Annotated in this window: 24 protein-coding genes and 2 pseudogenes; 13 read left to right on the top strand and 13 right to left on the bottom strand. The window is 56.6% G+C overall.

The window, feature by feature from the left end; genetic code table 11:
• Positions 1 to 60: 60 nt before the first annotated feature.
• From ACZZZU_RS13315 to ACZZZU_RS13290, 6 genes are all read right to left on the bottom strand, one after another.
• Entirely contained in the window at positions 61 to 486 is a 426-nt protein-coding gene (locus ACZZZU_RS13315; RefSeq protein WP_463550867.1) for a hypothetical protein, read from the bottom strand.
• Positions 487 to 678: 192 nt separating this feature from the next.
• A complete protein-coding gene (gene arsC, locus ACZZZU_RS13310; protein WP_463550866.1) occupies positions 679 to 1,101 on the bottom strand; it encodes an arsenate reductase (glutaredoxin) in 423 nt (140 codons plus the stop codon).
• A 27-nt stretch (positions 1,102 to 1,128) separates the two neighbouring features.
• Positions 1,129 to 1,842, bottom strand: coding sequence for an arsenical resistance protein ArsH (gene arsH, locus ACZZZU_RS13305; protein ID WP_463550865.1), 714 nt, complete (start codon positions 1,840 to 1,842; stop codon positions 1,129 to 1,131).
• Positions 1,843 to 1,888: 46 nt separating this feature from the next.
• Positions 1,889 to 2,359: an arsenate reductase ArsC gene (locus tag ACZZZU_RS13300; protein ID WP_463550864.1), complete on the bottom strand. Its 471-nt coding sequence runs from the start codon at positions 2,357 to 2,359 to the stop codon at positions 1,889 to 1,891.
• 15 nt (positions 2,360 to 2,374) lie between these two features.
• Positions 2,375 to 3,658: an arsenic transporter gene (locus tag ACZZZU_RS13295; RefSeq protein ID WP_463550863.1), complete on the bottom strand. Its 1,284-nt coding sequence runs from the start codon at positions 3,656 to 3,658 to the stop codon at positions 2,375 to 2,377.
• A 25-nt stretch (positions 3,659 to 3,683) separates the two neighbouring features.
• Complete coding sequence (locus ACZZZU_RS13290; RefSeq protein WP_463550862.1) at positions 3,684 to 4,040, bottom strand: metalloregulator ArsR/SmtB family transcription factor; 357 nt, start codon at positions 4,038 to 4,040, stop codon at positions 3,684 to 3,686.
• Positions 4,041 to 4,172: 132 nt separating this feature from the next.
• On the opposite strand from ACZZZU_RS13290, the gene arsN2 reads away from it, so the two are divergent.
• Positions 4,173 to 4,625 carry an arsenic resistance N-acetyltransferase ArsN2 gene (arsN2, locus tag ACZZZU_RS13285; RefSeq protein WP_463550861.1) on the top strand — a complete coding sequence of 151 codons (453 nt, stop codon included), beginning with the start codon at positions 4,173 to 4,175 and terminating at the stop codon, positions 4,623 to 4,625.
• Between the two features lie 542 nt (positions 4,626 to 5,167).
• Positions 5,168 to 5,542, top strand: coding sequence for a hypothetical protein (locus ACZZZU_RS13280; RefSeq protein ID WP_463550860.1), 375 nt, complete (start codon positions 5,168 to 5,170; stop codon positions 5,540 to 5,542).
• 210 nt (positions 5,543 to 5,752) lie between these two features.
• On the opposite strand, the gene ACZZZU_RS13275 is transcribed toward ACZZZU_RS13280, so the two are convergent.
• The 4 genes and pseudogenes from ACZZZU_RS13275 to ACZZZU_RS13260 form a co-directional block, all read right to left on the bottom strand.
• A complete protein-coding gene (locus ACZZZU_RS13275) occupies positions 5,753 to 6,811 on the bottom strand; it encodes a DUF4365 domain-containing protein (RefSeq protein WP_463550859.1) in 1,059 nt (352 codons plus the stop codon).
• An 823-nt stretch (positions 6,812 to 7,634) separates the two neighbouring features.
• Positions 7,635 to 7,989: pseudogene (locus ACZZZU_RS13270) on the bottom strand (histone-like nucleoid-structuring protein, MvaT/MvaU family).
• A gap of 101 nt (positions 7,990 to 8,090) precedes the next feature.
• Positions 8,091 to 8,777, bottom strand: coding sequence for a hypothetical protein (locus ACZZZU_RS13265; protein ID WP_463550858.1), 687 nt, complete (start codon positions 8,775 to 8,777; stop codon positions 8,091 to 8,093).
• Positions 8,778 to 8,869: 92 nt separating this feature from the next.
• Positions 8,870 to 9,271, bottom strand: a complete 402-nt coding sequence (locus ACZZZU_RS13260; protein WP_463550857.1) for a hypothetical protein — start codon at positions 9,269 to 9,271, stop codon at positions 8,870 to 8,872.
• A 302-nt stretch (positions 9,272 to 9,573) separates the two neighbouring features.
• Here ACZZZU_RS13260 and thyA point away from each other — a divergent pair.
• A pseudogene (gene thyA, locus ACZZZU_RS13255) lies at positions 9,574 to 9,855 on the top strand (thymidylate synthase); the annotation flags it as partial.
• 67 nt (positions 9,856 to 9,922) lie between these two features.
• Here the strand turns inward: thyA and ACZZZU_RS13250 are convergent.
• Positions 9,923 to 11,347, bottom strand: coding sequence for a DASH family cryptochrome (locus tag ACZZZU_RS13250; protein ID WP_463384158.1), 1,425 nt, complete (start codon positions 11,345 to 11,347; stop codon positions 9,923 to 9,925).
• A gap of 288 nt (positions 11,348 to 11,635) precedes the next feature.
• On the opposite strand from ACZZZU_RS13250, the gene ACZZZU_RS13245 reads away from it, so the two are divergent.
• Positions 11,636 to 12,421, top strand: a complete 786-nt coding sequence (locus tag ACZZZU_RS13245) for an N-acetylmuramoyl-L-alanine amidase (protein WP_463384157.1) — start codon at positions 11,636 to 11,638, stop codon at positions 12,419 to 12,421.
• Positions 12,422 to 12,430: 9 nt separating this feature from the next.
• Here ACZZZU_RS13245 and ACZZZU_RS13240 read toward each other — a convergent pair whose 3' ends face one another.
• Together ACZZZU_RS13240 and ACZZZU_RS13235 are read right to left on the bottom strand one after the other, a co-directional pair.
• Positions 12,431 to 12,847 carry a DUF1330 domain-containing protein gene (locus tag ACZZZU_RS13240; protein WP_463550856.1) on the bottom strand — a complete coding sequence of 139 codons (417 nt, stop codon included), beginning with the start codon at positions 12,845 to 12,847 and terminating at the stop codon, positions 12,431 to 12,433.
• 39 nt (positions 12,848 to 12,886) lie between these two features.
• On the bottom strand, positions 12,887 to 13,270 hold the full coding sequence (locus ACZZZU_RS13235) for a response regulator (RefSeq protein ID WP_463384155.1): 384 nt from the start codon (positions 13,268 to 13,270) through the stop codon (positions 12,887 to 12,889).
• 241 nt (positions 13,271 to 13,511) lie between these two features.
• On the opposite strand from ACZZZU_RS13235, the gene ACZZZU_RS13230 reads away from it, so the two are divergent.
• The 9 genes from ACZZZU_RS13230 to dgcA all read left to right on the top strand — a co-directional run bounded on the left by ACZZZU_RS13230 (position 13,512) and on the right by dgcA (position 24,561).
• Complete coding sequence (locus ACZZZU_RS13230) at positions 13,512 to 17,003, top strand: response regulator (protein ID WP_463384154.1); 3,492 nt, start codon at positions 13,512 to 13,514, stop codon at positions 17,001 to 17,003.
• Positions 17,003 to 17,824 (top strand): CheR family methyltransferase, encoded by an 822-nt coding sequence (locus ACZZZU_RS13225; RefSeq protein ID WP_122492068.1) that lies wholly within the window; start codon positions 17,003 to 17,005, stop codon positions 17,822 to 17,824. Before ACZZZU_RS13230 ends, ACZZZU_RS13225 begins: the two co-directional genes overlap by 1 nt.
• Entirely contained in the window at positions 17,821 to 18,435 is a 615-nt protein-coding gene (locus ACZZZU_RS13220) for a chemotaxis protein CheB (RefSeq protein ID WP_463550855.1), read from the top strand. Before ACZZZU_RS13225 ends, ACZZZU_RS13220 begins: the two co-directional genes overlap by 4 nt.
• A complete protein-coding gene (locus ACZZZU_RS13215) occupies positions 18,429 to 19,640 on the top strand; it encodes a hybrid sensor histidine kinase/response regulator (RefSeq protein WP_463550854.1) in 1,212 nt (403 codons plus the stop codon). The genes ACZZZU_RS13220 and ACZZZU_RS13215 overlap by 7 nt, the downstream gene beginning before the upstream one ends.
• Positions 19,641 to 19,854: 214 nt before the next feature.
• The gene (locus ACZZZU_RS13210; protein ID WP_122492065.1) at positions 19,855 to 20,163 is read left to right on the top strand and encodes a hypothetical protein; all 309 of its coding nucleotides are present in this window, start codon (positions 19,855 to 19,857) and stop codon (positions 20,161 to 20,163) included.
• A 94-nt stretch (positions 20,164 to 20,257) separates the two neighbouring features.
• Positions 20,258 to 20,443 carry a PA3371 family protein gene (locus tag ACZZZU_RS13205; RefSeq protein ID WP_163016479.1) on the top strand — a complete coding sequence of 62 codons (186 nt, stop codon included), beginning with the start codon at positions 20,258 to 20,260 and terminating at the stop codon, positions 20,441 to 20,443.
• A gap of 276 nt (positions 20,444 to 20,719) precedes the next feature.
• Positions 20,720 to 21,697, top strand: a complete 978-nt coding sequence (locus tag ACZZZU_RS13200; protein WP_463384151.1) for a dipeptidase — start codon at positions 20,720 to 20,722, stop codon at positions 21,695 to 21,697.
• Positions 21,698 to 21,838: 141 nt separating this feature from the next.
• Positions 21,839 to 22,369: a DUF5943 domain-containing protein gene (locus ACZZZU_RS13195; RefSeq protein ID WP_122492062.1), complete on the top strand. Its 531-nt coding sequence runs from the start codon at positions 21,839 to 21,841 to the stop codon at positions 22,367 to 22,369.
• A gap of 131 nt (positions 22,370 to 22,500) precedes the next feature.
• Positions 22,501 to 24,561: a dimethylglycine demethylation protein DgcA gene (gene dgcA, locus ACZZZU_RS13190; RefSeq protein WP_463550853.1), complete on the top strand. Its 2,061-nt coding sequence runs from the start codon at positions 22,501 to 22,503 to the stop codon at positions 24,559 to 24,561.
• The last annotated feature ends 62 nt before the right edge of the window (positions 24,562 to 24,623 follow it).

Below are 24,623 nucleotides of genomic sequence, written 5' to 3'. Positions count from 1 at the left end.
TTAACAGGCACGAGAGATACTCCCAATCGAAATAGGTATGGTTTTTTTCGAGGGGGGATATCAGCGAAGGCGGTGCTTGTAGCCGTTCAGCTCAGGGCCATCTAAAAGCAGCGGAGTGCGCAGAATTGCTCGCAGGGCGCGAGCAAGGAGGGCATTAACTTTGGTGAGCGCGTGCAGCGTAAATTTAAGAGCAGCGTTCCAGAACAACAGATGTTGCTGTAGCTGAAAAGCAGAAATGTAGCCGTCGAGGTATTTGAGAGACTCGATAGCCTCGTGAATGCGACCAAGCGCATTACGCAGCCTCTGAGCCTGGACGCCAAAACTAGAGCTAACAGTCGTTTCCCCAAGGTCTGTGTGCACTATGGAGGCGGCTTTGTAGTGTCTTTCTCGCTCTAGCCTCGCGAATTCCACCTTGAGCTCTTCGGTGACGCTATCGAGATCACAAGGTGAATCGTTTGGACTTGCTGTCAGTGAATGATCGTCCATAAGGAGTCTCGTGGATTTTTACCCTATCAACCTTACTCATCCAGATTGATGTAAACAACGCTTTTCGTCGCCGGGTTCAGACCTGACCTTCGCAACACTCCCATCGTGGTCTTGAGCAACAACGATCTGAGGGGTGGAAACTGTTAGTAGTAGTTCCGTGTTCGCAGAGCCACCCCAGCGGCCTTCCTCAATTCAGACGTTACGGCCTTGCTCGTCAACAACGACCTGGCCGTCCTCTTTGACGAAGCGTCCGCGCTGATTCTGTGAGAGCAGGTCTAGCACGGCTTCTGAGGGGCGACACAAACGTGTGCCCAAAGGCGTCACAACGATGGGGCGATTAATCAAGATGGGGTGGGCCATCATGGCGTCGATGAGCTGTTCATCTGTGAGTGTGGAGTCCGCCAGTCCTAGCTCTTCGTATGGCGTGCCTTTGATGCGAAGCAATGCTCGCACTTCGATACCCATATCCGTGATCAGACTGACAAGCGTGGCACGGTCGGGCGGTGTTTTCAGATACTCGATAACTGTTGGCTCTTCTCCGCTATTGCGGATCAGTTCCAGGGTGTTGCGAGAGGTGCCGCACTGCGGGTTGTGGTAAATGGTGATCTGACTCATACGATGAAGCCTCGCAGAAGGAATGCGTTAAATAGAGCGTTGGTTTACCCGCTTAGATAGCTCTTCAGCGGACTCCTTGCGCTCGGAATAACGGTCAACCAGGTAATCCTGACGATCACGTAACAGCAGCGTGAACTTCATCAGCTCTTCCATCACGTCCACGAGACGGTCGTAGTACGAGGACGGTTTCATTCGGCCTGCCTCGTCGAATTCGGTAAATACCTTGGCAACAGAGGACTGGTTGGGGATGGTGAACATCCGCATCCATCTACCCAGCACACGCAGTTGATTGACTACGTTGAACGATTGCGAGCCTCCACAGACCTGCATCACCGCGAGCGTCTTGCCTTGCGTGGGTCGTACGGCGCCGATAGCTAAGGGAACCCAGTCTATCTGCGCTTTGAACACCGCACTCATGGAGCCGTGGCGTTCCGGGGAACACCACACCTGGCCCTCAGACCATTGCATAAGATTGCGCAATTCCGCGACCTTTGGGTGGGTGTCAGGAGCGTCGTCCGGTAGGGGGAGCCCAGAGGGATCGAACACTCTGGTTTCGGCTCCAAACTCTTCCAGTAAGCGAGCTGCCTCCTGAGTTACCAGGCGGCTAAATGAGCGCTCTCGGGTGGATCCATAGAGGAGAAGAATTCGAGGCTTGTGCAGTGACCGTGTGTGCGGCTCCAACTGCTCCAACGATGGAATGTCTACCAGGTCGGCATGCACGTTTGGCAAGGTATCTTGCATATTTACTCCTACTGCGATGCCGCGCGGACACCGCCTTTGTTGAGCGTCAAAGCGTACCGATACGGTTCAATTGCGCTTTAAGTTCTTCAGCACCCATGGTCTTCAGCGGCAGCTCAAGAAAAGCACTTACGCGTTCACGAATTTTGGCGAGCGTGGCTTCAAACGCGGCTGTAATTTCAGCCTCCGATCCTGAGGCTTCTGAAGGGTCGACCAAGCCCCAATGCGCCTTCAGCGCGGGCCCGAAAAAGATGGGGCATGCTTCACCCGCAGCCCGATCACAGACGGTAATCACGATATCGGGAGGCGAGCCTTCGAAAGCGTCAGACGCTTTGCTGCTCAAGCCGGCCGTAGCGATGCCCGCTGCCTCCAGTGTTTGTAGCGCCCGTGGATTAACACGGCCACTTGGAAAGCTTCCTGAGCTGACCGCCTCGACTCCTTCAGGAGCCAGATGGTTGAACAGCCCCTCGGAAAGGATGCTGCGGCAGCTGTTGTGTGTGCACATGAATAAGACTTTCATCAGGCGATCCTTGATTCAGAAACTGAGGCGTATAGCTAGTGCGCAGAGGGTGACGACGAGAATAGGCAAGGTCAGCACGATCCCGGTTTTGAAGTAGTAACCCCAGCTGATCTTGATGTCCTTCTTGGCTAGCACGTGCAGCCACAACAAGGTGGCTAAGCTGCCAATAGGTGTGATCTTCGGGCCCAGGTCACAGCCGATGATGTTGGCGTACACCATGGCTTGCTGGACGACGCCTTCGACTCCAGAGGCGTGAATAGACAGGGCACCTACCAGGACGGTCGGCATGTTGTTCATGATCGAGGAAAGGAACGCGGTCAGAAGCCCTGTGCCGAGTGAGGCTCCCCAGATGCCGTGGCCCGCGAATACGTTGAGAATTTGCGCAATGTGATCCGTCAGGCCCGCATTTTTTAACCCGTAGATGACCAGGTACATCCCCAAAGAGAAAACCACTACCTGCCACGGCGCGCCTTTGAGCACTTTGCCGGTGTCGATGGCATGGCCACGAGCTGCGATCACATACAGGATGACCGCACAGACCGCCGCTACCGCGCTGATCGGAACACCCAGTGGCTCAATCACGAAGAAACCCACCAACAGCACCGCGAGGATCCACCAACCGGCGATGAACGTCGGGCGGTCGCGGATGGCTTCTTCTGGGTGATGCAGTTGTGCAATGTCGTAGGTTCTGGGTAATTCCTTGCGGAAGAACCACATCAGCATGCCCAGCGTCGCCGCCACACTAACCAGATTCACCGGCACCATGACGGATGCGTACTCGCTGAAACCAATGTTGAAGTAGTCGGCAGAAACGATGTTGACCAGGTTCGATACCACCAAGGGCAAGCTCGCGGTATCGGCAATAAATCCTGCCGCCATCACGAACGCCAACGTTGCGGCAGGGGAAAATCGCAGCGCTAACAGCATCGCAATCACGATGGGCGTGAGAATCAAGGCCGCACCGTCATTCGCGAATAGTGCCGACACAGCGGCGCCAAGCAGGATGATAAAAGCGAACAGCTTGCGCGTGCTGCCTTTCCCCCAGCGCGCAACATGCAGCGCCGCCCATTCGAAGAACCCGGCTTCATCAAGCAGAAGGCTGATTATGATCACGGCGATAAACGTCGCCGTGGCGTTCCATACGATGTGCCAAACCTCGGGTATGTCGCCCAGTGTGACTACGCCAGTGAGCAGGGCGAGGACAGCGCCAAAGGTGGCGCTCCAGCCCACGCCTAGACCTCTAGGCTGCCAAATAACCAGGACGATAGTGGCGATGAAGATCAATACGGCAATAAGCATTGCGGTAATCCAGATAGGACGTGAATCAGTTGCAGACAGCTCGACTGCTAGGACGACCATCCATGCTGCATAAGCGCTTGGCCTCGGTCTGAAGCCAGTGCTGATTGGCGTCCACAACGTCTTTTAAAACGGCGGTCACCCACGCGGGCAGTTCAGGATGCAGTCGGTAGTAAACCCACTGACCTTGGCGGCGATCCATTAACAAACCGGCCGAGCGAAGTAGCGCTAGGTGGCGTGAAATCTTTGGCTGACTCAGGTCGAGAGCGGCGGTTAACTCGCACACACACAGCTCTCCTTCACTCACAACGAGGAGGGTGATCTTGGTGCGTGTGTCATCCGCCAGGCACTTGAACAATGCGGTGGGGGTCATGATTTCTGTCATAGATTCTCCGTGATCCACTAACATATGGATAATCGAATATATGACTTTGCAGATATTCAGTAAAGCGAATATCGTGCGGTGAGCGTTGTCTCGCGCCAGCGAGGTGCTAAGGACAAGGGTTAAGGAGGCGCTGTGACAATCCAGGCAATACCAGTTGCTCAAGGGCAATGGCCGCGTCTTCGAGACGCGTTGAAATCCAGCAATTTACCTTCGGACGATATCGAGTTTCCGGGCCGAACCTTTTTTGAGTTCCAACGGGACGGTCAAACAGTCGGATGGGGTGGGTTTGAAAAACACGGAGCTGACGGCTTACTGCGATCCCTGGTCATCGACACGGCCCAGAGATCAAAGGGCTTGGGGGTAGCAGTGCTTCAGCTGATTGAAATGATCGCCGCCGAGCAAGGAATTACTCGACTGCACCTGCTCACGACTACGGCGTCAGGTTTTTTCGAGAGATCTGGATTTGAGGTAAGGGAGCGCGGTTCCGAGCCCGAACTGATTTCGCATACGGAGCAATTCAAAGGCCTTTGCCCAGGGTCGGCTTGCTACATGAGCAAGACATTGCCCCTCGAAAATGGGCCCTAAACATGCTGTCCAAAACAGTGAAAAATCCCAAAAATTGTTAGCGGACGAATTTGTATATAAATCAGCAGCTTAGTGGTTACTATTTGTTAGCGTCATTCAGATACAACGACGGCTTTGTGATTGCTCGTAGCGCCGACGCAAAGCCATTCATCAAGATGGGCTACCCGCGCTGATCGTAGTAACTAATCGGGAAATCGCCACGCCCTGGAGCAATGGACTGAAGCAGGCACGATAAGAAAGTGTTTTTACACACTCTGGGCCGATTGCTGCCGGTCGAGTCCACAGCCAAAAGCAGTAACTGGGAATGGACTTGCTCAGCGCGTATCGAGTAGTGTCTGAAGCGAATTCGTTCGCGCACCCGCACGAGTTAACGTGGCTATCCATCCATGATGCATAACTCATCATACGATCATCCGACCCCGGCAACACCCAGACTAGAAAGGGAAGCAAAGAGGGCAAGGAATGTTATCCATCAAACCCGTGAGCGCGTTACCACACCATTTGGTGTCTGTTTATAGTTAGGCTCAACAAGGATCTTGCGCATGAGTGCACTAAATATAATCTGGACTATAATTAAAAGTTTAATTGCACTTGGAATTTACGCAGGAATGCTTAGCGTTGCAAACACATCACTTGATAAAGTGGTCGTGGCGGGACTAGGCATCATTTACACGACAATAATCTTCTACGGCACAACCATTATTAGAACACAACTGCAAATCTCATTTCAGCAGACCGAGCAATTTCATCGCCTAATCCGCACAATTGATCACTCTGGCGATCTCGAATCCGATGAAACATCCCTCAAAATATCTATCGAAGCAATCAAATCAAAAAATCCAGAATATTATATTAACATTGGCACTACTTTTTTAATTTGGCTTACTTCTGTATCAGTAATCATATTATCGCTATAAGCCTAACAAGTGGCTCAAACCGTTCGCTACGCTCTCTGGGACGGGCTAAAGCCCGCCCATTAACCAAACGTTGGACAATGACCGCTTTGGATAAATTTCTGCTCTTCATGACCGGCAGCTGTTGGCCGCTTGCTGTCTGTGGCGAAAAACGGCAATCGGCAACCAGCAGAATAGTCCGCACTAGCGTTAGGGATCATGCATTTGAGTCATTCACCAATGCGCCTCTGGATCCTGGCACCCCGCCAATATCTGGGCCTTCTCGCTCTCGGAATACTGTGGCTCAACTCCCCCATGCTGGAAGTCATCGCTTACCAAGAAGCGCCCACGCGTTCGCAGGAAATCCCTATCCAGCTCTTCGCGGACTACATCACTGAATAGGTTGGCTGCTTTTGCTAACTCGTGTACAAGCCACACGCACTCCTTTGCCCATGCTCCATGTGCAGCTTGATCTCGTGCGTAGTTAGGATTTCCTGGAATTCTCTTATACGCATGAACACCTAGGTACGCCTTCTGATTCTCTATGTACTCTGCTCTAGGTACGAATCTATCGATCAACTTGGCTGCACAATCAACTAGGTTCAAGATTGAGTGCTTCTCCCGCAGATACTCTGCCGGGTATATAAATTTCTTCGCAGAGAATCTAGCGACCTTCACGCCTTCTACGAATTGCTCTGGCAGCGAAATAAGGTGATCCCACGCAGCCCGCTGTACCCAGAAATCCCACCATTCAAGCATTAAATGACCAGCAACTTCCCTCGCGAGCTCACACAAACTCTGTGCGTCAATACGCGCTTGATCTTCCTGAAATGAGCGCGTCAGAAATGGTCTGTTTGGATCGAGTTTGAATAGCTTGTGAAGTTCTGACTTGCAGCACAGTCCAAACATATTTAGCTCTGGAATTACGACGTTCCATCCGTGCTCAGTACGACAAATTGATGAATCATTGATGCTCACCCATCGAGTTGCACCATCAGTGGGCGTATGAAACACCATAATGACTGGTAGAGAGTACTGGGCCCAGTAATCTAGATCGTCATGCTTGCCATAGTACACAAGCCCCCTTGCAGTCTTGTGTATATAAGATTCTCCGGTTTTAAGCTGCACGCCGATCATTCGGCCCGTAGCTTCAAGGCCATCAATCAACTCTATTTGCGCATCTATTCCCAAGTCGGATACTGAGGTCTCCCTGAATGCCCAGCCCAGCTCTTTTACACAAGCCAGTTGAGCGGCTGCTACGCCAATTCGCTCTGTTGGATCAAACTGCTTCATCAAGCCGCCTCAAGGTTCGTCAGGGAAAGGACTGATCTATTCAGCGCAGAGCCAGCTAAACCTTGCAACCTTCGAAAATCCTCACCCCCAAGCCTCCTTGCTACCCAAGCCCTCCCTCATGAATCTTGCTCAAGTTGTATACGGTACAGTAATATGATTTCGAGTATGCTTTTGACTTAAGCCCAGTAAACATGCGGGAATTACTTTTAACGGTAAGATCAGAGCCCCGTGAATAAAAATCAACAAAATAACTTCGATCTTGGTGGCAATAGATGCCAACCACCGGTCAAAATGCACAAAAATTACACAGAATACGTAATCCTGTAATTACTCATTTACGTAATTATTCAACTATCCAGATGCTCTACAAACGCCCGGCAGTGCAGGTACGTTGTGCTTTGAAATTTGCCGCTGGTAGAAAACTCTGAGCTAGCTATCAGAACTGGGTCTTGAGAGGATATAGGCTAAGAAGCATACAGTTGAGACTTCGGAGTATTACATTATATGCAGTTGACTGAAGACGAGATGCGCAAAGCTCTTGGCCTAGATCCCGAGGTAGAAAGCTCAGTCAAGGAAGACGTAAAGAAGGGAAAGCGGGTATTCCCCACACCCTCATCACCTACAGCGTACGCAAGGCGTCTGGCGGCCCGACCTTCAAGTTCGAATTCAAGTCGCGGTCGATCAGTACGGATATTGCGAAGATGGACGCGGAGAAAGAAATTAAGCGGCAGGGCCTGTTGGTCTGGACTCTGTTAGACGTAGAACATATCTCTTAAAGGCAATACCTAAGCGGCTCCCCCGTGGAGAGGGAGCCGAGGGCAAATCACTGCAGCCAGGATTCCACGGTGTCGGAACCGTGTTTCTCTTTCCAGGCGTTAAGAACCTTGTGGTTACCGCCTTTGGTCTCAACAACTTCGCCGGTTTGCGGGTTCTTGTAGACCTTCACTGCGCGCTCTTTGCGTTGAACGCGAGTTGGAGGAGCGCTGGATTTTGCTTTGGGATCGAGCAGAGCAATTACCGACTTCAGGCTGTAGCCGTATTCGGCCAGCAGATCACGGAGCTTGGTTTCAAACTCGATTTCTTTTTTCAGGCCTTGGTCGTTTTTCAGGCTTTCGAGAGCTGCGAGTTAAGCTCGCGATTTCGGCTTCAAGGCGTTTGTATTCTGCAATTTTGCTCATTTTTATCTCTGCTCGAAGGTAAGTGTAGTGTCGAGATGGTAGCCTATACTTTGGCATCTTTGTAGATCTAAGGTTTTTAGATAGATCCTGATTACGACGTGCTAAGTTTCGTTGGCCAACGCTCCGGAGCGATGCTTTTCTTGAAGCGACGTTCTCTCGGTTTCTAAAGCAGATGCTAATTGTGCTAGGAACTCGCCTTGTTCAGTCAATTTTTTCATTTCCACTAACAATGTATCTTTCATAAATACTGCATAAGTCGCCTTGCCAACATCCTGGCGTATCCCTCCGCGCTTAATGGGATTATCTGCGCTCTTGGTCAAAATTAAAAACATATCCGGGTTTTTCAGTTTTCTCACTACCCAGTGAGCAAAGTAGTTTCGAAACTTTCTATGCATTTCTAGCAAATCTACCAAGTTGCTAAGTGCGGCGCGTATGTCTGCACGTCCATTCCAACTCTCTCCTGAACGCCTGAGGTGTATCAAGACGTCGGCTTCATTAAGTGTAGATGCGAAGTTCTCTTTTTGGCCGGTTCCTATTTCTCGCATCACATCAATCACTCTACGAGCATTGAAATCAGCAATACAGTAGATTTGAATAAATTTTCCGATCAGTAAGAAATCCTTGTTAGAGGGGGTGGATGTACTCTCGAGCCAGTTTTCTTCATTCATGTAAGGCTCAGCAATCGCTTGCAACTGCTCCTCAGAGTATTGAGTTGCTATTTTGCTTCTGCTGGAAGTTAATTTTATGAATTTCAATGCACTACTAAATATTTTCTTAAGCATGATCATTTCTATTCCGTGCAATCAATTAGTTGGCAAATTTCCCATCTATAAAAGATAAGTGTATGTGACTTGGATTTAACTGTGCAGCCATTAACAAGCTAGTACGCGCTTAACTCGTCACCAAGTTTTATGGCCAAATATTCTGGTGCTAATATATCTTTTAAATTTATTTCACTCAGGAATACTGCTTTCAAGGCGAGGATCGTTTCGTCCAGATTGGAATTAGAAGTTTCCATTTTAATAAATACATCCACGCTTATGAGAGTCGGATCATTTTCCATCAATTGAGCTATCGTTAATAGGCTAGGTAAACCGGCTGCACAAAAACGAGGGTTTTTATTCACTGGGACGAATGCGTTACACATACTTAGGCCATCAATTGTGGTTCCTTGGGTCGCTTTCAGGATCTCAGACCTTAGAATGCAAACACCCTGCGGGCTAGGTAAGAAACTGTGTACTGCGCGCTTAATGATCGTGGCACTTTGAGAGCGACTGTTCATCCACAATATCCTTTTCTTGGTTCTATCGATCTAAAGCAGAGAGCGCCATTTGGTGCCTAAGCCATGTTTTTGGGGCCATGTCCGAGGATCGGCAACACGCCAAATGAGGTTGCTACGCTGAGTTAATCAAAACGACAAAACTTACACACCTCAGCATCGCAGGAAATCTCCGTCGAATTGGTACTAGAGATAGAGGGGAAGGCGCTTAAAAACTGTGCAAAAGCGAAAATGCATACCCAAGAGTTTTAGCTGTAGCACCCATATAGCAGCGTAATGTGCAGAAAGTTGGGGGGAAGAAAGTCCTCGGGGTGCCATTCAATATCGCCAGCTACGCGTTGCTGACTTTGATGGTGGCGCAGGTGTGCAACCTGGAGCCGGGCGAGTTCATCTGGACTGGCGGCGACTGCCACCTGTACGCCAACCACTTGGAGCAGGCCGACCTGCAGCTCACCCGCGAGCCGCTGCCGCTGCCGACCATGAAGCTGAACCCGGACGTGAAAGACTTGTTCGCCTTCAAGTTTGAAGACTTCGAACTGCAGAACTACCAGGCCCACCCGCATATTTCGGCGCCGGTTGCGGTGTAAACAGCATCGCGGCTAAAGCCGCTCCCACACATTCACTGTGGGAGCGGCTTTAGCCGCGATTGTTTTTCTACGCCGCCACGCCCGGCAAATACGGCTGCCAGCTCTCCGGCACGTGCTCCAACCGCGGGTAGTTCAGCGCATCCAGTTGCAGGTGCGACAGCACAAACGGCGTATGGCGCATGTTCACGGGCAAGGCGCGAAGCTCGCTCAGCCATAGGCTGACATACGCTGCTTGCGGGTCGAAGCGGCGCGCTTGCAGCAGCGGGTTCAGCGCCTGGCTGCGCACCGGGTCGCAGGCGATACCGGTGAGATAGGCCCAGTTGCCCCAGTTGCTCGCCGCTTCGTAATCCAGCAAATGCTCTTCGAACCAGGCGGCGCCGTGGCGCCAGTCTTGGCGCAGTTCGTTGACCAGGTAACTGGCCACCACTTGCCGCCCGCGCTTGCTGATAAAACCGGTGGCGGCCAGCTCGCGCATGCAGGCGTCCACCAGCGGCATGCCGGTACGGCCCTGGGTCCATTGCAGAAAACGTTCGTCCACGGCGGTCGGTGCTTGTTGCGTGGCCTTCAAGCCGCCAGCCTGGAACAACGCGTCGCCGCGACGCACCAGGGTCCAGCGAAAGAATTCACGCCAGAGCACGGCGCGCCACAGTTCCTGTGTGGAGTCGTTGCGCCCGTACTGCGCTTCATGGCGGCGCAGGTCGGCGACCACACGGCGAACCGACAAGCAGCCGTTGGCCAGCCACGGCGAAAGCTTCGAGGAAAATTCGCTGCCGATCAGGCTGTCCCGCGCCGCTGCGTAGTGCCGTACGTCCTGGCTCTCCCACAGGTAATCGCGTAACCGCGCTTGGGCAGCCACTTCGCCGCCAGAAAACGGGAAGGCACTGTCGGCGATGTAAACCGGCTCGCCCAAACCCAGGTGCGACAAGGTCGGCGGTGGCATCAGCAATTCATTCGCCGCTTCAGGAATCGCCGGCAAACGCTCCGGCGCCGCCAGCGGTTGAAACACCACCAGGCGTTCTTCCATCAACGCGCAGAAGTCGCGGTACACCGCCGGCAGTTGCTCAATGGCGCAGGGCAATTCGTTGGCTTGCAGCAGGCCATGGCCCGCGACTTCCAGCAGCGACGTAGCGCCGAGTTTGGCGCGCACCCGGGCCAGTTCTTCGCGCGCCTCGGGGGCGATTTCCTCGTGGGTAATCACTTCATCTATGGCCAGGCGCTCGGCCAGCAGGGGCAGAATATGTTCCGGTTGGCCCTGTACAACTAACAGGTGTGAGCCGCGCGCGCGCAAGGCGCCATCCAGCGCCAGCAAGCTTTCCAGCAGAAACCGTGCGCGGTGCACGCCAAGGCGGCGGGCGCCCAATGGGCCGGGTTGCAATAGTTTCGGATCGAGCACAAACACCGGCAGCATCCGCTCGGCGCGGGCAGCCGCGTGCAAAGCGGGATGGTCATCCAGACGCAGGTCGTGTTTGAACCACAGAAGTGAGCGGCGCATGCATGATTTCCTTTCAGTGCTAGGCAGCGGTGATCGAGAGCTGGAGCGGGGTTCAGCAACTATAGGTGGGCGTTTAGGTGGGCGTTTGCGTTCCATTGCGCCGCTTGTCTGGCGCTTTTTTCGCCGGGAAACTGACGCTTTGTCCATCCGCGCAGCGGTGGCGCGCGTAAAGCACTAAACTACCGCTCGTTATACCTAGGGCCGCGCGTGAGTGGCAACTAGTCAGCCTTGTCCAAGCGCCGAACGGGATCAACCCGGCCGCTTTTCCCGAGTCTTTTGCGGTATCCGATGAAAAATCTGTTTTTAGCCATCTTCCTTATCGCCCTCGTTGGCTGCAGCAACGGCCTGACCATCGACACGCGCCATCCCTCGCAAAATCAGGATGAGCGTGTTCAGTACGTCATCCTGCATTACACCTCGGCCAGCCTTGAGCGCTCGCTGCAATTGCTGACCCGCGGCGAAGTGAGTAGCCATTACTTGATAGGCGCGGGCCCGGCGACCATCTACCGGCTTGTGGACGAAGACAAACGCGCCTGGCACGCCGGCGAAAGCGAGTGGGAAGGGCGCACGTGGCTCAATTCCACCTCCATCGGCATTGAGCTGGTGAACGCCGGCTACGACGACACGCCGCAAGGTCGCGTCTGGTATCCGTTCAGCGAGCAGCAAATTACTGCGCTGATCGCGCTGCTCAAGGACATCACCGCGCGCAACCACATTGAGCCGCGCCACGTGATCGGCCACAGCGACATCGCGCCGCTGCGCAAACTCGACCCAGGGCCGCTATTCCCCTGGCAGCGCCTGGCCGAGGCCGGTTTTGGTTTGTGGCCCGATGCCAACGCGGTGGCCGAGGCGTTGCCCGCGTTCGAGCAAAACCTGCCTTCAATTGGTTGGTATCAACAGCAACTGGCCCATCTGGGCTACGCCACGCCGCAGAACGGTGAGTTAGACGTGGCCACGCGGCACGTGATCGCCGCGTTCCAGATGCACTACCGGCCGCACCGTTTCGACGGGCAGCCGGATGCGCAAACAGCGGCGCTGTTGGTGGTGCTTAATCGGATGAACCGGCCGAAATAATCGCCGGCTTCAGCGCTTGGGCAAACTCGCCAGCAACCGCGAATCTGCCAGGGCCGCCGTGCGGTGCACCGTCGCCGCCTTGTACTCGGGGTCGCCGATCATGCTCAGAAACGCGTCCTTGGACGGGTAACGCACCAGCAGCAGTTCGTCCCACTGCTCGCTCGCTGGCGCAATCAACGCCACTTCAATGCTCGCCAGTACCTGCACTTCACCGCCCACGCCGCGCACTTTGGTCAGTGCCGTGCGGCTGTAGCGTGCATAGGCTTCGCGGCCGCTGCAGGGGCTGTGCTCGCTGTCGGCGGTGTACTGCGCCTCGGGGTTATAGCGCAGCAGGTTGAGCATCAGAATCGGCGTATCGACCGGCAGCTTTTCGGCGAAGGCAGCCAGTTGTTCGCGGGTCGGATTGATAGCGCTGAGGGGGTTCATGGCGGACTCTCTTATTGTTGTGGTTGAAGCCTTGAGCCGTTACGCCAGCATGTCGGCAACCGTGGTGCGCAGCAGGTCGAGGCTGAACGGCTTGGTGATGGTGGCAACTTTGGCGGTGGTCACGCCCGTCTGGTAATCCTGCGCGGCGTAACCGCTGGCGAACAACACCGGCAGGTTCGGCCGGCGTTCATGGGCGGCGGCCATCAGCTGCTGGCCGGTCATGCCGGGCAGGCCGATGTCAGTCATCAGCAGGTCGATGGGCTGTTCGCTGTTAATGAAGGCCAGCGCATCGGGGCCGTTCTCGGCTTCCAGCAGCTGGTAGCCGAGCTCCTCAAGCACCTCGACGGTGAGCATGCGCACCACGTCGTCATCCTCGACCAGCAGAATGGTTTTATGGCTGTTTTCACTAAGGCTGTCGGGCATGAAACGGTCTCGAATTGGGGGGCAAATAAACAACGAAAATAAATGTGCAACTGCTTGAACGTGCTGCTGACCAAGTCTCTGGCCTTGCGTTTGTCGATCGGCCTCCGTGCGGCGCAAGACTACCGAAGGGTCGACAAACCGGCTACGGTCAGCCGGTCATTTCTCTAGCGTATGTAGGAATAAGCATGCACATTTCCTGGGCTTTACGGCAGAATCCGGAATTTTTACGCAGGGACGGCAAATGAGCGACACCACTGCAATTGACGAAAACAGCTTTCGCCGCATTCTCAGCCGCAACGTCGCGTTGCCGTTGGGCGTGGGCGTTCTCAGTGCGGTCTTCTTTATTGGCCTGGTGTATTACCTGCTTAACGTCTTGCAGTGGGTGGAACACACCGACCGCGTCATCGGTAATACCAACGAGGCGTTCCGCCTGACCGTTGACCAGGAAACCGGCATGCGCGGGTTTTTGATCACCGGCAATGAATCATTTTTGGCGCCGTTCGATATCGCCCGGCCGCGCATTATTTCCGAACTGCAATCGCTCAAAGAACTGGTGGCAGACAACCCGGCTCAGGTTGACCGGCTGCGTCGCCTGGAGGCGTTACAGCAGCAGTGGGCCAAGTTTGCCGATGCGGTGATCGATAGCCGCCGTGCCGGTGAAAACTACCAACTCATCATCTCAAGCGGCCGTGGCAAAGAACTGACTGACGAAATCCGCAAAGGTTTCGACGAAGTTATCGCCACCGAGCAGCAGCTGCGCTTCCAGCGCAACAAAGAAGCCAACAACACGGTGGTGCTGACCATCGCGCTGTACCTGCTGTTCAGTCTGGTGGTCAGCGGCATTCTGGCGTTCATGGGCCGTCGCGAATTGCTCGGCTTGTCCAACAGTTACGCCAAAACCTTGCAGCAGCAACAGCGCAGCGCCGAAGTCATCGAGCAGAAAGCCTGGCTGCGCAACGGCCAGAGCCTGCTGGCGGAGCGGGCGCTGGGCCAGCAAACCCTGGCGCAATTGGGGCAGGGCGTGTTGAGCGAGCTGGCCAGTTATATCGGCACCACCGTGGGCGCGTTTTATGTGCGCGAGCTGGGCGGCGCGTTGAAGCGCGTGGCCACCTACGGTTTCAGTGTCGACCACGATGGCTCGGAGCAAGTAGTGGCCGGCAACGAATCGATGGTCGGCCAAGCGCTGCAAGAGCGCCGCATGATCCGCCTGGACAACCTGCCCCATGCGTACCTCAGCGTGGCGTCGGGCCTGGGCGCCACCTCGCAGCTCAATATCGTGGTGCTGCCGATCATCAGCGACAACGTCGTCAACGGCGTGCTCGAACTGGCGTTTCTGCGCCCGATCACCGACACCGACATCGAGTTTCTGGAAACCATCGCCGGCAACATCGGCACCTCCATCGATGCCGCTAACTACCGTGTGCGCCTGCAGCAGGCTCTGGCCGAAACCCAGCAGCTCAACGAAGAGTTGCAAGTGCAGCAGGAAGAATTGCGCACCGCCAACGAAGAGCTTGAAGAGCAGTCGCGGGTGCTCAAAGAATCCCAGGCGCACCTGGAAAGCCAGCAAGCCGAGCTTGAGCAAACCAACGAGCAACTGGCCGACCAGGCGCAGCGCCTGGAAGACCAGCGCGACTCGCTGGACGAAAAGAACAACGCCCTTGGCGTGGCTCAGCGCGAGCTGGAAGAGCGCGCCCAAGAGCTGCAGCGCGCCAGCCTTTACAAATCCGAGTTCCTCGCCAACATGAGCCACGAGCTGCGCACGCCGCTCAACAGCTCGTTGATTCTGGCCAAGCTGCTGGGCGACAACCCGCACGGCAACCTGACGCCCGAGCAGGTGAAGTTTGCCGAATCGATCTACGCCGCCGGCAATGACCTGCTGCTGTTGATCAACGACATCCTCGACATCTCCAAAGTCGAAGCCGGCAAGCTGGAAGTGCGCCCGCAAAAAATGCCGCTGACCCGCCTGGTCGACAGCCTGCGCACCTTGTTCCAGCCGATTGCGCTGGATAAGCAGCTGGCCTTTGACATTGAGATGGGGCCGGACTTGCCGACGGCGCTGTTTACCGACCAGCAGCGCGTGGAGCAGATTTTGAAAAACTTGCTCTCCAACGCCATGAAGTTCACCGAGAAAGGCCAGGTGACGCTGAGCATCAGCGGCCAGCCAGACGGCCGCGTAGCGTTCGCCGTGAAAGATTCGGGCATCGGCATTCGCGAAGACCAGCAAACCTATATTTTCGAAGCCTTCCGCCAGGCCGATGGCACCACCAACCGCCGCTACGGTGGCACCGGGTTGGGCCTATCGATTTCCCGCGACCTGGCGACCTTGCTCGGCGGCGCCATCAGCGTGGTCAGCGCGCCAGGCAAGGGCAGCACGTTTACCTTGGTGTTGCCGCAGTCGTACGAAGAAGGGCTGGTTATTCAGTCGGTCGCCGACGTTCCGCCACCGCCGCCCGCACCGCTGGTGGTGCCGTCTGCGCCTGTGCCAGCAGCCACCGAGCCACCGGCCATTCCCCGCTTCAACGATGACCGCGAGCAGCTCAAAGAAGGCAGCCGGCGCATTCTGGTGATCGAAGACGAGCCGAACTTCGCGCGGATCCTCTACGACCTTGCCCACGAGCTGAAATACGACTGCCTGGTGGCGCACGGCGCGGATGAAGGCCTGCAGTTGGCCGCGCAGTTCCTGCCAGACGCCGTGCTGCTGGATATGCGCCTGCCCGACATCTCCGGCCTGGCCGCCCTGCAGCGCCTGAAAGACAACCCGCGCACCCGGCACATTCCGGTGCACGTGATTTCCGTCGAAGACCGCATGGAAGCCGCGCTGCAATTGGGCGCCATCGGTTATGCGGTAAAACCGACCACGCGTGAGCACCTCAAAGACGTATTCGCCAAGCTCGAAGCCAAGCTCGCCCAGCAAGTGAAGCGCGTATTGCTGGTGGAAGACGATGCCCTGCAGCGCGACAGTATTTCGCGCCTGATCGGCGATGAAGACATCGAAATCACCGCCGTCGAGTTCGGCCGCGAGGCGCTTGAGTTGCTGCGCAGCACGGTGTTCGACTGCATGATCATCGACCTCAAGCTGCCCGACATGCGTGGCAACGAGCTGCTCAAACGCATGTCTGAAGAAGACATCTGCTCGTTCCCGCCCGTGATCGTCTACACCGGCCGCAATCTGACGCGCGATGAAGAAATCGAGCTGATGAAGTATTCGCGCTCGATCATCATCAAAGGCGCGCGCTCGCCGGAACGCTTGCTGGATGAAGTGACGCTGTTCCTGCACAAGGTCGAGTCGAAGCTGTCCAGCGAGCGGCAGAACATGCTGAAAACCGCGCGCAACCGCGACAAGGTATTTGAAGGTCGGCGCGTGTTGGTGGTCGACGACGACGTGCGCAACATCTTCGCCCTCACTAGCGCCCTGGAACACAAAGGCGCCATCGTCGAAGTGGCGCGCAACGGGCGTGAAGCACTGACTAAGCTGGAAGAGGTCGAAGACATCGACCTGGTGCTGATGGACGTGATGATGCCGGAAATGGACGGCTACGAAGCCACCGCCGAAATCCGCAAAAACCCGCGCTGGCGCAAGTTGCCGGTGATTGCCGTGACCGCCAAGGCGATGAAAGATGACCAGGACCGCTGCCTGCAAGCGGGCGCCAATGACTACCTGGCCAAACCCATCGACCTGGATCGGTTGTTTTCCTTAATTCGCGTATGGCTGCCCAAACTGGAACGCATTTGATGTCACCCGACCGTGATCTTGAGATCGAGCTGCGCCTGCTGATCGAGGCCATCTACCTCAAGTACAACTACGACTTCCGTGACTACAGCGGCGCTTCGTTCAAGCGCCGCGTGCGCCATGCGTTGCAGCAATTCAACTGCAACACCATTACGGCGTTGCAGGAGCGCATCCTGCACGACCCCGGCGCGTTCATGCAGTTGTTGCAGTACCTGACGATCCCCGTCAGCGAAATGTTCCGCGACCCAACCTACTACCTGGCGTTGCGTCAGCAAGTGGTGCCGCTGCTGAAAACCTACCCGTCGGTGAAGGTGTGGGTGGCCGGTTGCAGCACGGGCGAGGAAGTCTATTCGCTGGCGATTCTGCTCAAAGAAGAAGGCTTGCTGGAACGCTCGATCATCTACGCGACGGACATCAATCCACGCTCGTTGGAAAAAGCCGAGCGCGGCATCTTTTCCCTCGACAACATTCGCACCTACACCGAGAACTACCAAAAAGCCGGCGGCCAACGCTCGTTTTCCGACTACTACACGGCGGCCTACGAAGGCGCTTTGTTCGACAGGTCGCTGTGCGAAAACGTGACCTTCGCCGACCACAGCCTGGCCACCGACAGCGTGTTTTCGGAAACCCAGTTCATTTCCTGCCGCAATGTGCTCATCTACTTCAACAAAACCCTGCAAGACCGCGCGTTCGGCCTGTTCCATGAATCGCTCTGCCACCGCGGCTTCCTCGGCCTGGGCAGCAAGGAGAGCCTAGACTTCTCCAGCTACGCCAAACGCTTTGAACCTCTGGTGAAACCCGAACGGATTTTCCGCAAATCATGAACACCGCCGCCCTCGACGACTTGCTGCTTACCCGCGCTCACGCGCTGGAAGCGGTGGTGGTCGGCGCGTCGGCAGGCGGTGTGCAGGCGCTGCTGGCCATATTCAGCGGCCTGGGCGCCGACTACCGCCTGCCCATCATCACCGTGCTGCATTTGCCCGACGACCGTCGCAGCCAGTTGGCCGACGTGTTCCAGGCGCGCCTGGGCATTCGCGTAAAAGAAGCCGAAGACAAAGAGCCCCTACACGGCGGCACGCTGTATTTCGCCGGGGCCGGGTATCACTTGCTGATCGAAAACGACCGCAGCTTTTCCCTCAGCCGCGAAGAACCGCAGCATTTCTCCCGGCCCTCCATCGACGTGCTGTTCGAATCGGCCGCCGATGCCTACGGCCCAGCATTGATGGGCGTATTACTGACAGGCGCCAACGAGGACGGCGCAAAAGGAATGGCAACCATAAAACACTGTGGCGGTCTGACCGTGGTCCAAGACCCCGCAGACGCTCAGGTTGCCACCATGCCCCTAGCGGCGCTGGCGTTGCATCCAGCCGATTTCGTCCTGCCGGTTCCCGGCATACAGGCGCTGCTCGCAGAGTTGAATAGAAGCCCATGCTGACAACCATCGAAACCAAACTGCTGATCGTCGATGACCTGCCGGAGAACCTGCTGGCCCTCGACGCGTTGATCCGCGGTGAAGGCCGTCAGGTTTTTCAAGCCACCTCGGGCGAGGAGGCGTTGGGGCTGCTGCTTCAACACGACTTCGCCCTGGCCATTCTCGATGTGCAGATGCCCGACATGAACGGCTTCGAGCTGGCCGAGCTGATGCGTGGCACGGAAAAGACCAAACATATTCCCATCGTGTTCGTCAGCGCCGCCGGGCGCGAGATGAACTACGCCTTCACCGGCTACGAAAGCGGCGCCGTCGACTTTCTGCAAAAGCCGCTGGATATCCAGGCGGTGAAAAGCAAGGTCACGGTGTTCGTGGAACTGTTCCGCCAGCGTCAGGCCATTAACGAGCAAGTGCATGCCCTGGAGAAAAGCCGCAAGGAGCAGGAAGTGCTGCTCTGCGAACTGCGTGCCGCCCAGGACGACCTCGAACGTGCGGTGCGCATGCGCGACGACTTTATGTCCATCGTCTCCCATGAGCTGCGAACGCCGCTCAACGGCCTGGTGCTGGAAACCCAGCTGCGTAAGCTGCGCCTGAGCAAGGGCGACCTGAGCGCGTTCACCCCCGACAAGCTCAAGACCATGACCGAGCGCGACGAACGTCAGATCAACAGCTTGGTGCGCTTGATCGAGGACATGCTCGACGTGTCGCGCATTCGCACCGGCAAGCTGTCCATCCGCCCGGCCCATTTCGACCTTTCCGCCCTGGTTGGCCGCGTGCTGGAAAACTACGGCGCGCAAATCGCCGCAGCGGGCTGCGAAGTCACCTTGAGCGCGGCGGAACCGGTGGTTGGCCTGTGGGATGAATTTCGTATCGAGCAGGTGGTGGTCAACCTGCTCACCAACGCGCTGCGTTATGGCAATCAGAAGCCCGTGGATTTGCGCGTTTTGGCCACCCCTGAGGGCGCGTGCCTGGAAGTGGAGGACCACGGCATTGGCATATCTGCCCCGGACCTGGCGCGCATCTTCCAGCAATTCGAGCGTGTGTCGTCCAATGGCGTGAGCCAGGGGCTGGGCTTGGGCCTGTTTATCACTGAGCAGATCATTGCCTCGCACCAGGGCACCATCGAAGTGGAAAGCCACTTGGGGCAGGGTTCGCTGTTTCGCGTTTACCTGCCGCTGGAATCTCGCACCGAACCAGACCCCGCCGCGTGAAAAAACGCCGTTTCGCTTAAGCCCCTGCGAAACGGTGATAAGCGGTCGTGCAATTTGCAACCCGGCAAAAACGGCCGTCGTGCAATGTGCAACCGGCCCTTACGAATTTGATTTCTAAGTGATTGATTTTAAAGGGAAAAAAATTCACTTTTAGTTGGCACGACGGCTGCACTTTCAGATTCAAGAAAACTTGATCTGCGATGGAGTCGCCGCCATGAATACCGTACTGAACCTGCTGAGTGCCGCTGCTGTGGTTGTCACTGGTGCATATGCTTCCGCCACGACCTCCGCCCCTGACACCGTTGCCGTTCAGGCGACTGCCAAGGTCAACCATTCCCAACTGCTGAACAAACCGCTGACCGAGCCGCAATGGGCCGAAAGCCCGTTCATGCAGCCTGAGCCGCAAATGGCCCAGACCGCTCCACAAGGCGACGTATTGCGCGGCGCCCAGTGGCTGACCGTCAGCGACGACGTGGAAACCGGCCACACCCCGCAAGCCGCTAACCAGCGCTTTGTATTCTGATTCCCTGAAAGCCGACAAATGACCGGCCGGCCCCGCGCCTGGTTGTCATGAAAGTCGGATTAGTTATGTGTGTATGAGCTTGAGGATGACTGCCATGTCTAAAGCCGCGATGGTCTTGCTGGTACTGGCCTTGGTTTGCTGCGCTGTGGTGCTTTACGCGCCGTTGAGCAATGCGATGCTGGTCGGTGTATTGAAACTGGCAACCGGCTTGCTGGTGGGTATGTTTGTACTGGCCTTGGTATTTGGCCGCCGTATCAAGTTCGACCCGGTGCTGCGCTAAGCACCGATTCCTCGCCACCCCCGCCGACCCCCGCGTACCTTGTAGGAGCGAGCTTGCTCGCGAAGCGGTATTCGCGCCGCCGTAATTCCCGCCTGTTCAACACCCTTCGCGAGCAAGCTCGCTCCTACAGTCCGTTGCAGTCCCCCGCCCAACTTTGACGCTTTCGACAATTCCCCTGTCGTTTTTGCGCGATAGCGGCCAATGCCCAAGGAATATGCTGACCCCCAAAGCGCCGGCAAACGATTCGGCGCAGGTTACTAGAGAGGGGACAGCCTGATGAGCCCAGCCGAGTTGCACGCCGACAGCATCGTTATCGACGGTCTGATCATCGCCAAATGGAACCGTGAGCTGTTCGAAGACATGCGCAAAGGCGGCCTGACCATGGCCAACTGCACCGTCTCGGTATGGGAAGGTTTCCAGGCAACCGTCAACAGCATCGCCGCCAGCCAGAAGCTGATGCGCGAAAACGCCGACCTGGTGATGCCCGTGCGCACCACCGCCGACATCCGCAAAGCCAAGGAACAAGGCAAGACCGGCATCCTCTTCGGCTTCCAGAATGCCCACGCATTTGAAGACCAGATCGGCTACGTCGAGGTGTTCAAACAGCTCGGCGTTGGCATTGTGCAGATGTGCTACAACACCCAGAACCTGGTGGGCACCGGCTGTTACGAGCGTGACGGTGGGCTGTCCGGTTTCGGTCGCGAGATCGTCGCGGAAATGAACCGCGTCGGCATCATGTGCGACCTCTCCCACGTCGGTTCCAAGACCTCCGAAGAAGTCATCCTCGAATCGAAAAAGCCGGTGTGCTACTCGCACTGCCTGCCGTCGGGCCTTAAAGAACACCCGCGCAACAAATCCGATGAAGAACTGAAATTCATCGCCGACCACGGCGGCTTTGTTGGCGTGACCATGTTCGCGCCGTTCCTGGCCAAGGGCATCGACTCCACCATTGACGACTACGCCGAAGCCATCGAATACGTGATGAACATCGTCGGCGAAGACGCCATCGGCATTGGCACCGACTTCACCCAGGGCCACGGCCAGGACTTCTTCGAATACCTGACCCACGACAAGGGCTACGCCCGCCGCCTGACCAGCTTCGGCAAGATCATCAACCCGCTGGGCATCCGCACCGTGGGCGAATTCCCCAACCTCACCGAAACCCTGCTCAAGCGCGGCCATAGCGAACGTGTGGTGCGCAAAGTGATGGGCGAGAACTGGGTGAATGTTCTAGCTGACGTCTGGGGCGAATAACGCCGTTTCCTTCGACCCTCACCCCCAGCCCCTCTCCCGCAAGCGGGAGAGGGGAGCTTAATCGCGATCGGCTCCCTCTCCCGTTTCGGGAGAGGGCTGGGGTGAGGGTAAAAACCTTACCGAATTTCTGGAGCACCACCCATGGCCAAAATCGCCCCGCAACTGCCCATCGAAGTCGACAGCGAAACCGGTGTCTGGACCAGCGATGCGCTGCCGATGCTGTATGTGCCACGGCACTTTTTCGTGAATAACCACATGGGCATCGAAGAGGTCCTGGGCGCCGACGCCTACGCCGAGATCCTCTACAAAGCCGGCTACAAATCGGCCTGGCACTGGTGCGAGAAAGAAGCCGAATGCCACGGCATTGAAGGCGTGGCGGTGTTCGAGCACTACATGAATCGCCTGAGCCAACGCGGCTGGGGCCTGTTCAAAATTCAAGACATCGACCTGGAAAAAGGCACTGCCAGCGTCAAGCTCGAACATTCGGCCTTCGTCTACGTGTACGGCAAGGTCGGGCGCAAGGTGGACTACATGTTCACCGGCTGGTTTGCCGGCGCCATGGACCAGATTCTCGCCGCCAGCGGCAGCAGCCTGCGCACCGTCGCCGAGCAGGTGTATGGCGGGTCGGAAGAAGGGCATGACGATGGGTTGTTTGTCGTGAAGCCGCTCTGAGCTTGCCCTTGTGGGAGAGGCTTTAGCCTCGATGCTTTTGATCTCAAGCACCGAGTAAAGGCCATCGAGGCTGAAGCCTCTCCCACAGTTAGAAGAAAAATATTTGGTCGCCCTTCCGTGAGGTTGCCGTAATGGCTTTTGAATCGATGTTCCAGCCAATTCAAATTGGCAAACTGACCATCCGCAACCGCGTGCTCAGCACTGCGCACGCCGAGGTGTATGCCACCGACGGCGGCATGACCACCGAGCGCTATATCAAGTACTACGAAGAGAAGGCCAAGGGCGGTATCGGCCTGGCGATTTGTGGTGGCTCTTCGGTGGTGGCGATCGACAGCCCGCAGGAGTGGTGGAGTTCGGTGAACCTGTCTACCGACCGCATCATTCCGCACTTCCAGAATCTGGCCGACGCCATGCACAAGCACGGCGCCAAGATCATGATCCAGATTACCCACATGGGCCGCCGCTCGCGGTGGGATGGCTTCAACTGGCCGACGCTGATGTCGCCGTCCGGCATCCGCGAACCGGTGCACCGCGCCACCTGCAAAACCATTGAGGTGGAAGAAATCTGGCGCGTAATCGGCAACTACGCCCAGGCCGCACGTCGTGCCATGGAAGGCGGCCTCGACGGTATCGAACTGTCTGCCGTGCACCAACACATGGTCGACCAGTTCTGGAGCCCGCGCGTTAACAAGCGCACCGATGAATGGGGCGGCGACTTCGAAGGGCGGATGAAATTCGGTCTCGAAGTGCTCAAGGCCATTCGCCAGGAAGTGGGCCCGGATTTCTGCGTCGGCATGCGCATCTGCGGCGACGAATTCCACCCCGACGGCCTCAGCCATGAGGACATGAAGCAGATCGCCAAATACTACGACGACACCGGCATGATCGATTTCATCGGCGTGGTCGGCTCGGGCTGCGACACCCACAACACCCTGGCCAACGTGATCCCCAACATGAGCTACCCGCCGGAGCCATTCCTGCACCTGGCGGCGGGCATCAAAGAAGTGGTCAAGGTGCCGGTGCTGCACGCGCAGAACATCAAAGACCCTAACCAGGCCACGCGCATTCTCGATGGCGGTTACGTCGACATGGTCGGCATGACTCGCGCGCACATCGCCGACCCGCACTTCATCGCCAAAATCAAAATGGGCCAGGTCGACCAGATCAAACAGTGCGTGGGTGCCAACTACTGCATCGACCGCCAATACCAAGGCCTCGATGTGCTGTGCATCCAGAACGCCGCCACGTCCCGCGAATACATGGGCGTGCCGCACATCATCGAAAAAACCACCGGCGTGAAACGCAAAGTGGTGGTGGTCGGTGGTGGCCCAGCCGGTATGGAAGCGGCTCGCGTGGCGGCTGAACGTGGCCACGACGTGACCCTGTTCGAGAAGAAAGACGCATTGGGCGGGCAGATCACCACCGCCTCGAAAGCACCGCAGCGCGACCAGATTGCCGGCATCACCCGCTGGTATCAGCTGGAACTGGCGCGCCTGAAAATCGACCTGCGCCTGGGCACCGGCGCCGACGTGGCGACCATTCAAGACCTGCGCCCGGACGTGATCGTGCTCGCCAACGGCGGCCATCCGTACCTGGAACAGAACGAACATTGGGGCTCGGCCGAAGGCCTGGTGGTCAGCAGCTGGGACGTGCTCGACGGCAAAGTGGCGCCGGCCAAAAACGTGCTGGTGTACGACACCATTTGCGAATTCACCGGCATGTCGGTGGCCGACTTTATGGCCGACAAAGGCTCGCAGGTTGAGATCGTTACCGACGACACCAAACCCGGTGTGGCCATGGGCGGCACCTCGTTCCCCACCTACTACCGCAGCATGTACCCCAAAGACGTGGTCATGACCGGCGACATGATGCTGGAAAAGGTCTACCGCGAAGGCGACAAGTTGGTGGCCGTGCTGGAGAACGAATACACCGGCGCCAAGGAAGAGCGCGTGGTCGATCAGGTGGTGGTGGAAAACGGCGTACGGCCGGACGAAACCTTGTACTACGCCCTGAAAGAAGGCTCGCGCAACAAAGGCCAGATCGACGTCGAAGCGCTGTTCGCCATCAAGCCGCAACCGTGCCTGGGCGAGGCGGGCGAGGGCTACTTGCTGTTCCGCATCGGCGACTGCGTAGCCCAACGCAACACCCACGCGGCGATTTATGACGCGTTGCGGTTGTGTAAGGACTTCTGATGTTTGTCTCCCCTCTCCCTCTGGGAGAGGGGCGGGGGTGAGGGGCTGTTGGGCGAGAAATC

The sequence above is a fragment of the Pseudomonas sp. AC136 genome, assembly GCF_979258585.1.
Note: the sequence above shows the minus strand (reverse complement) of the source record. Positions and strands in the feature narration are given on the sequence as shown.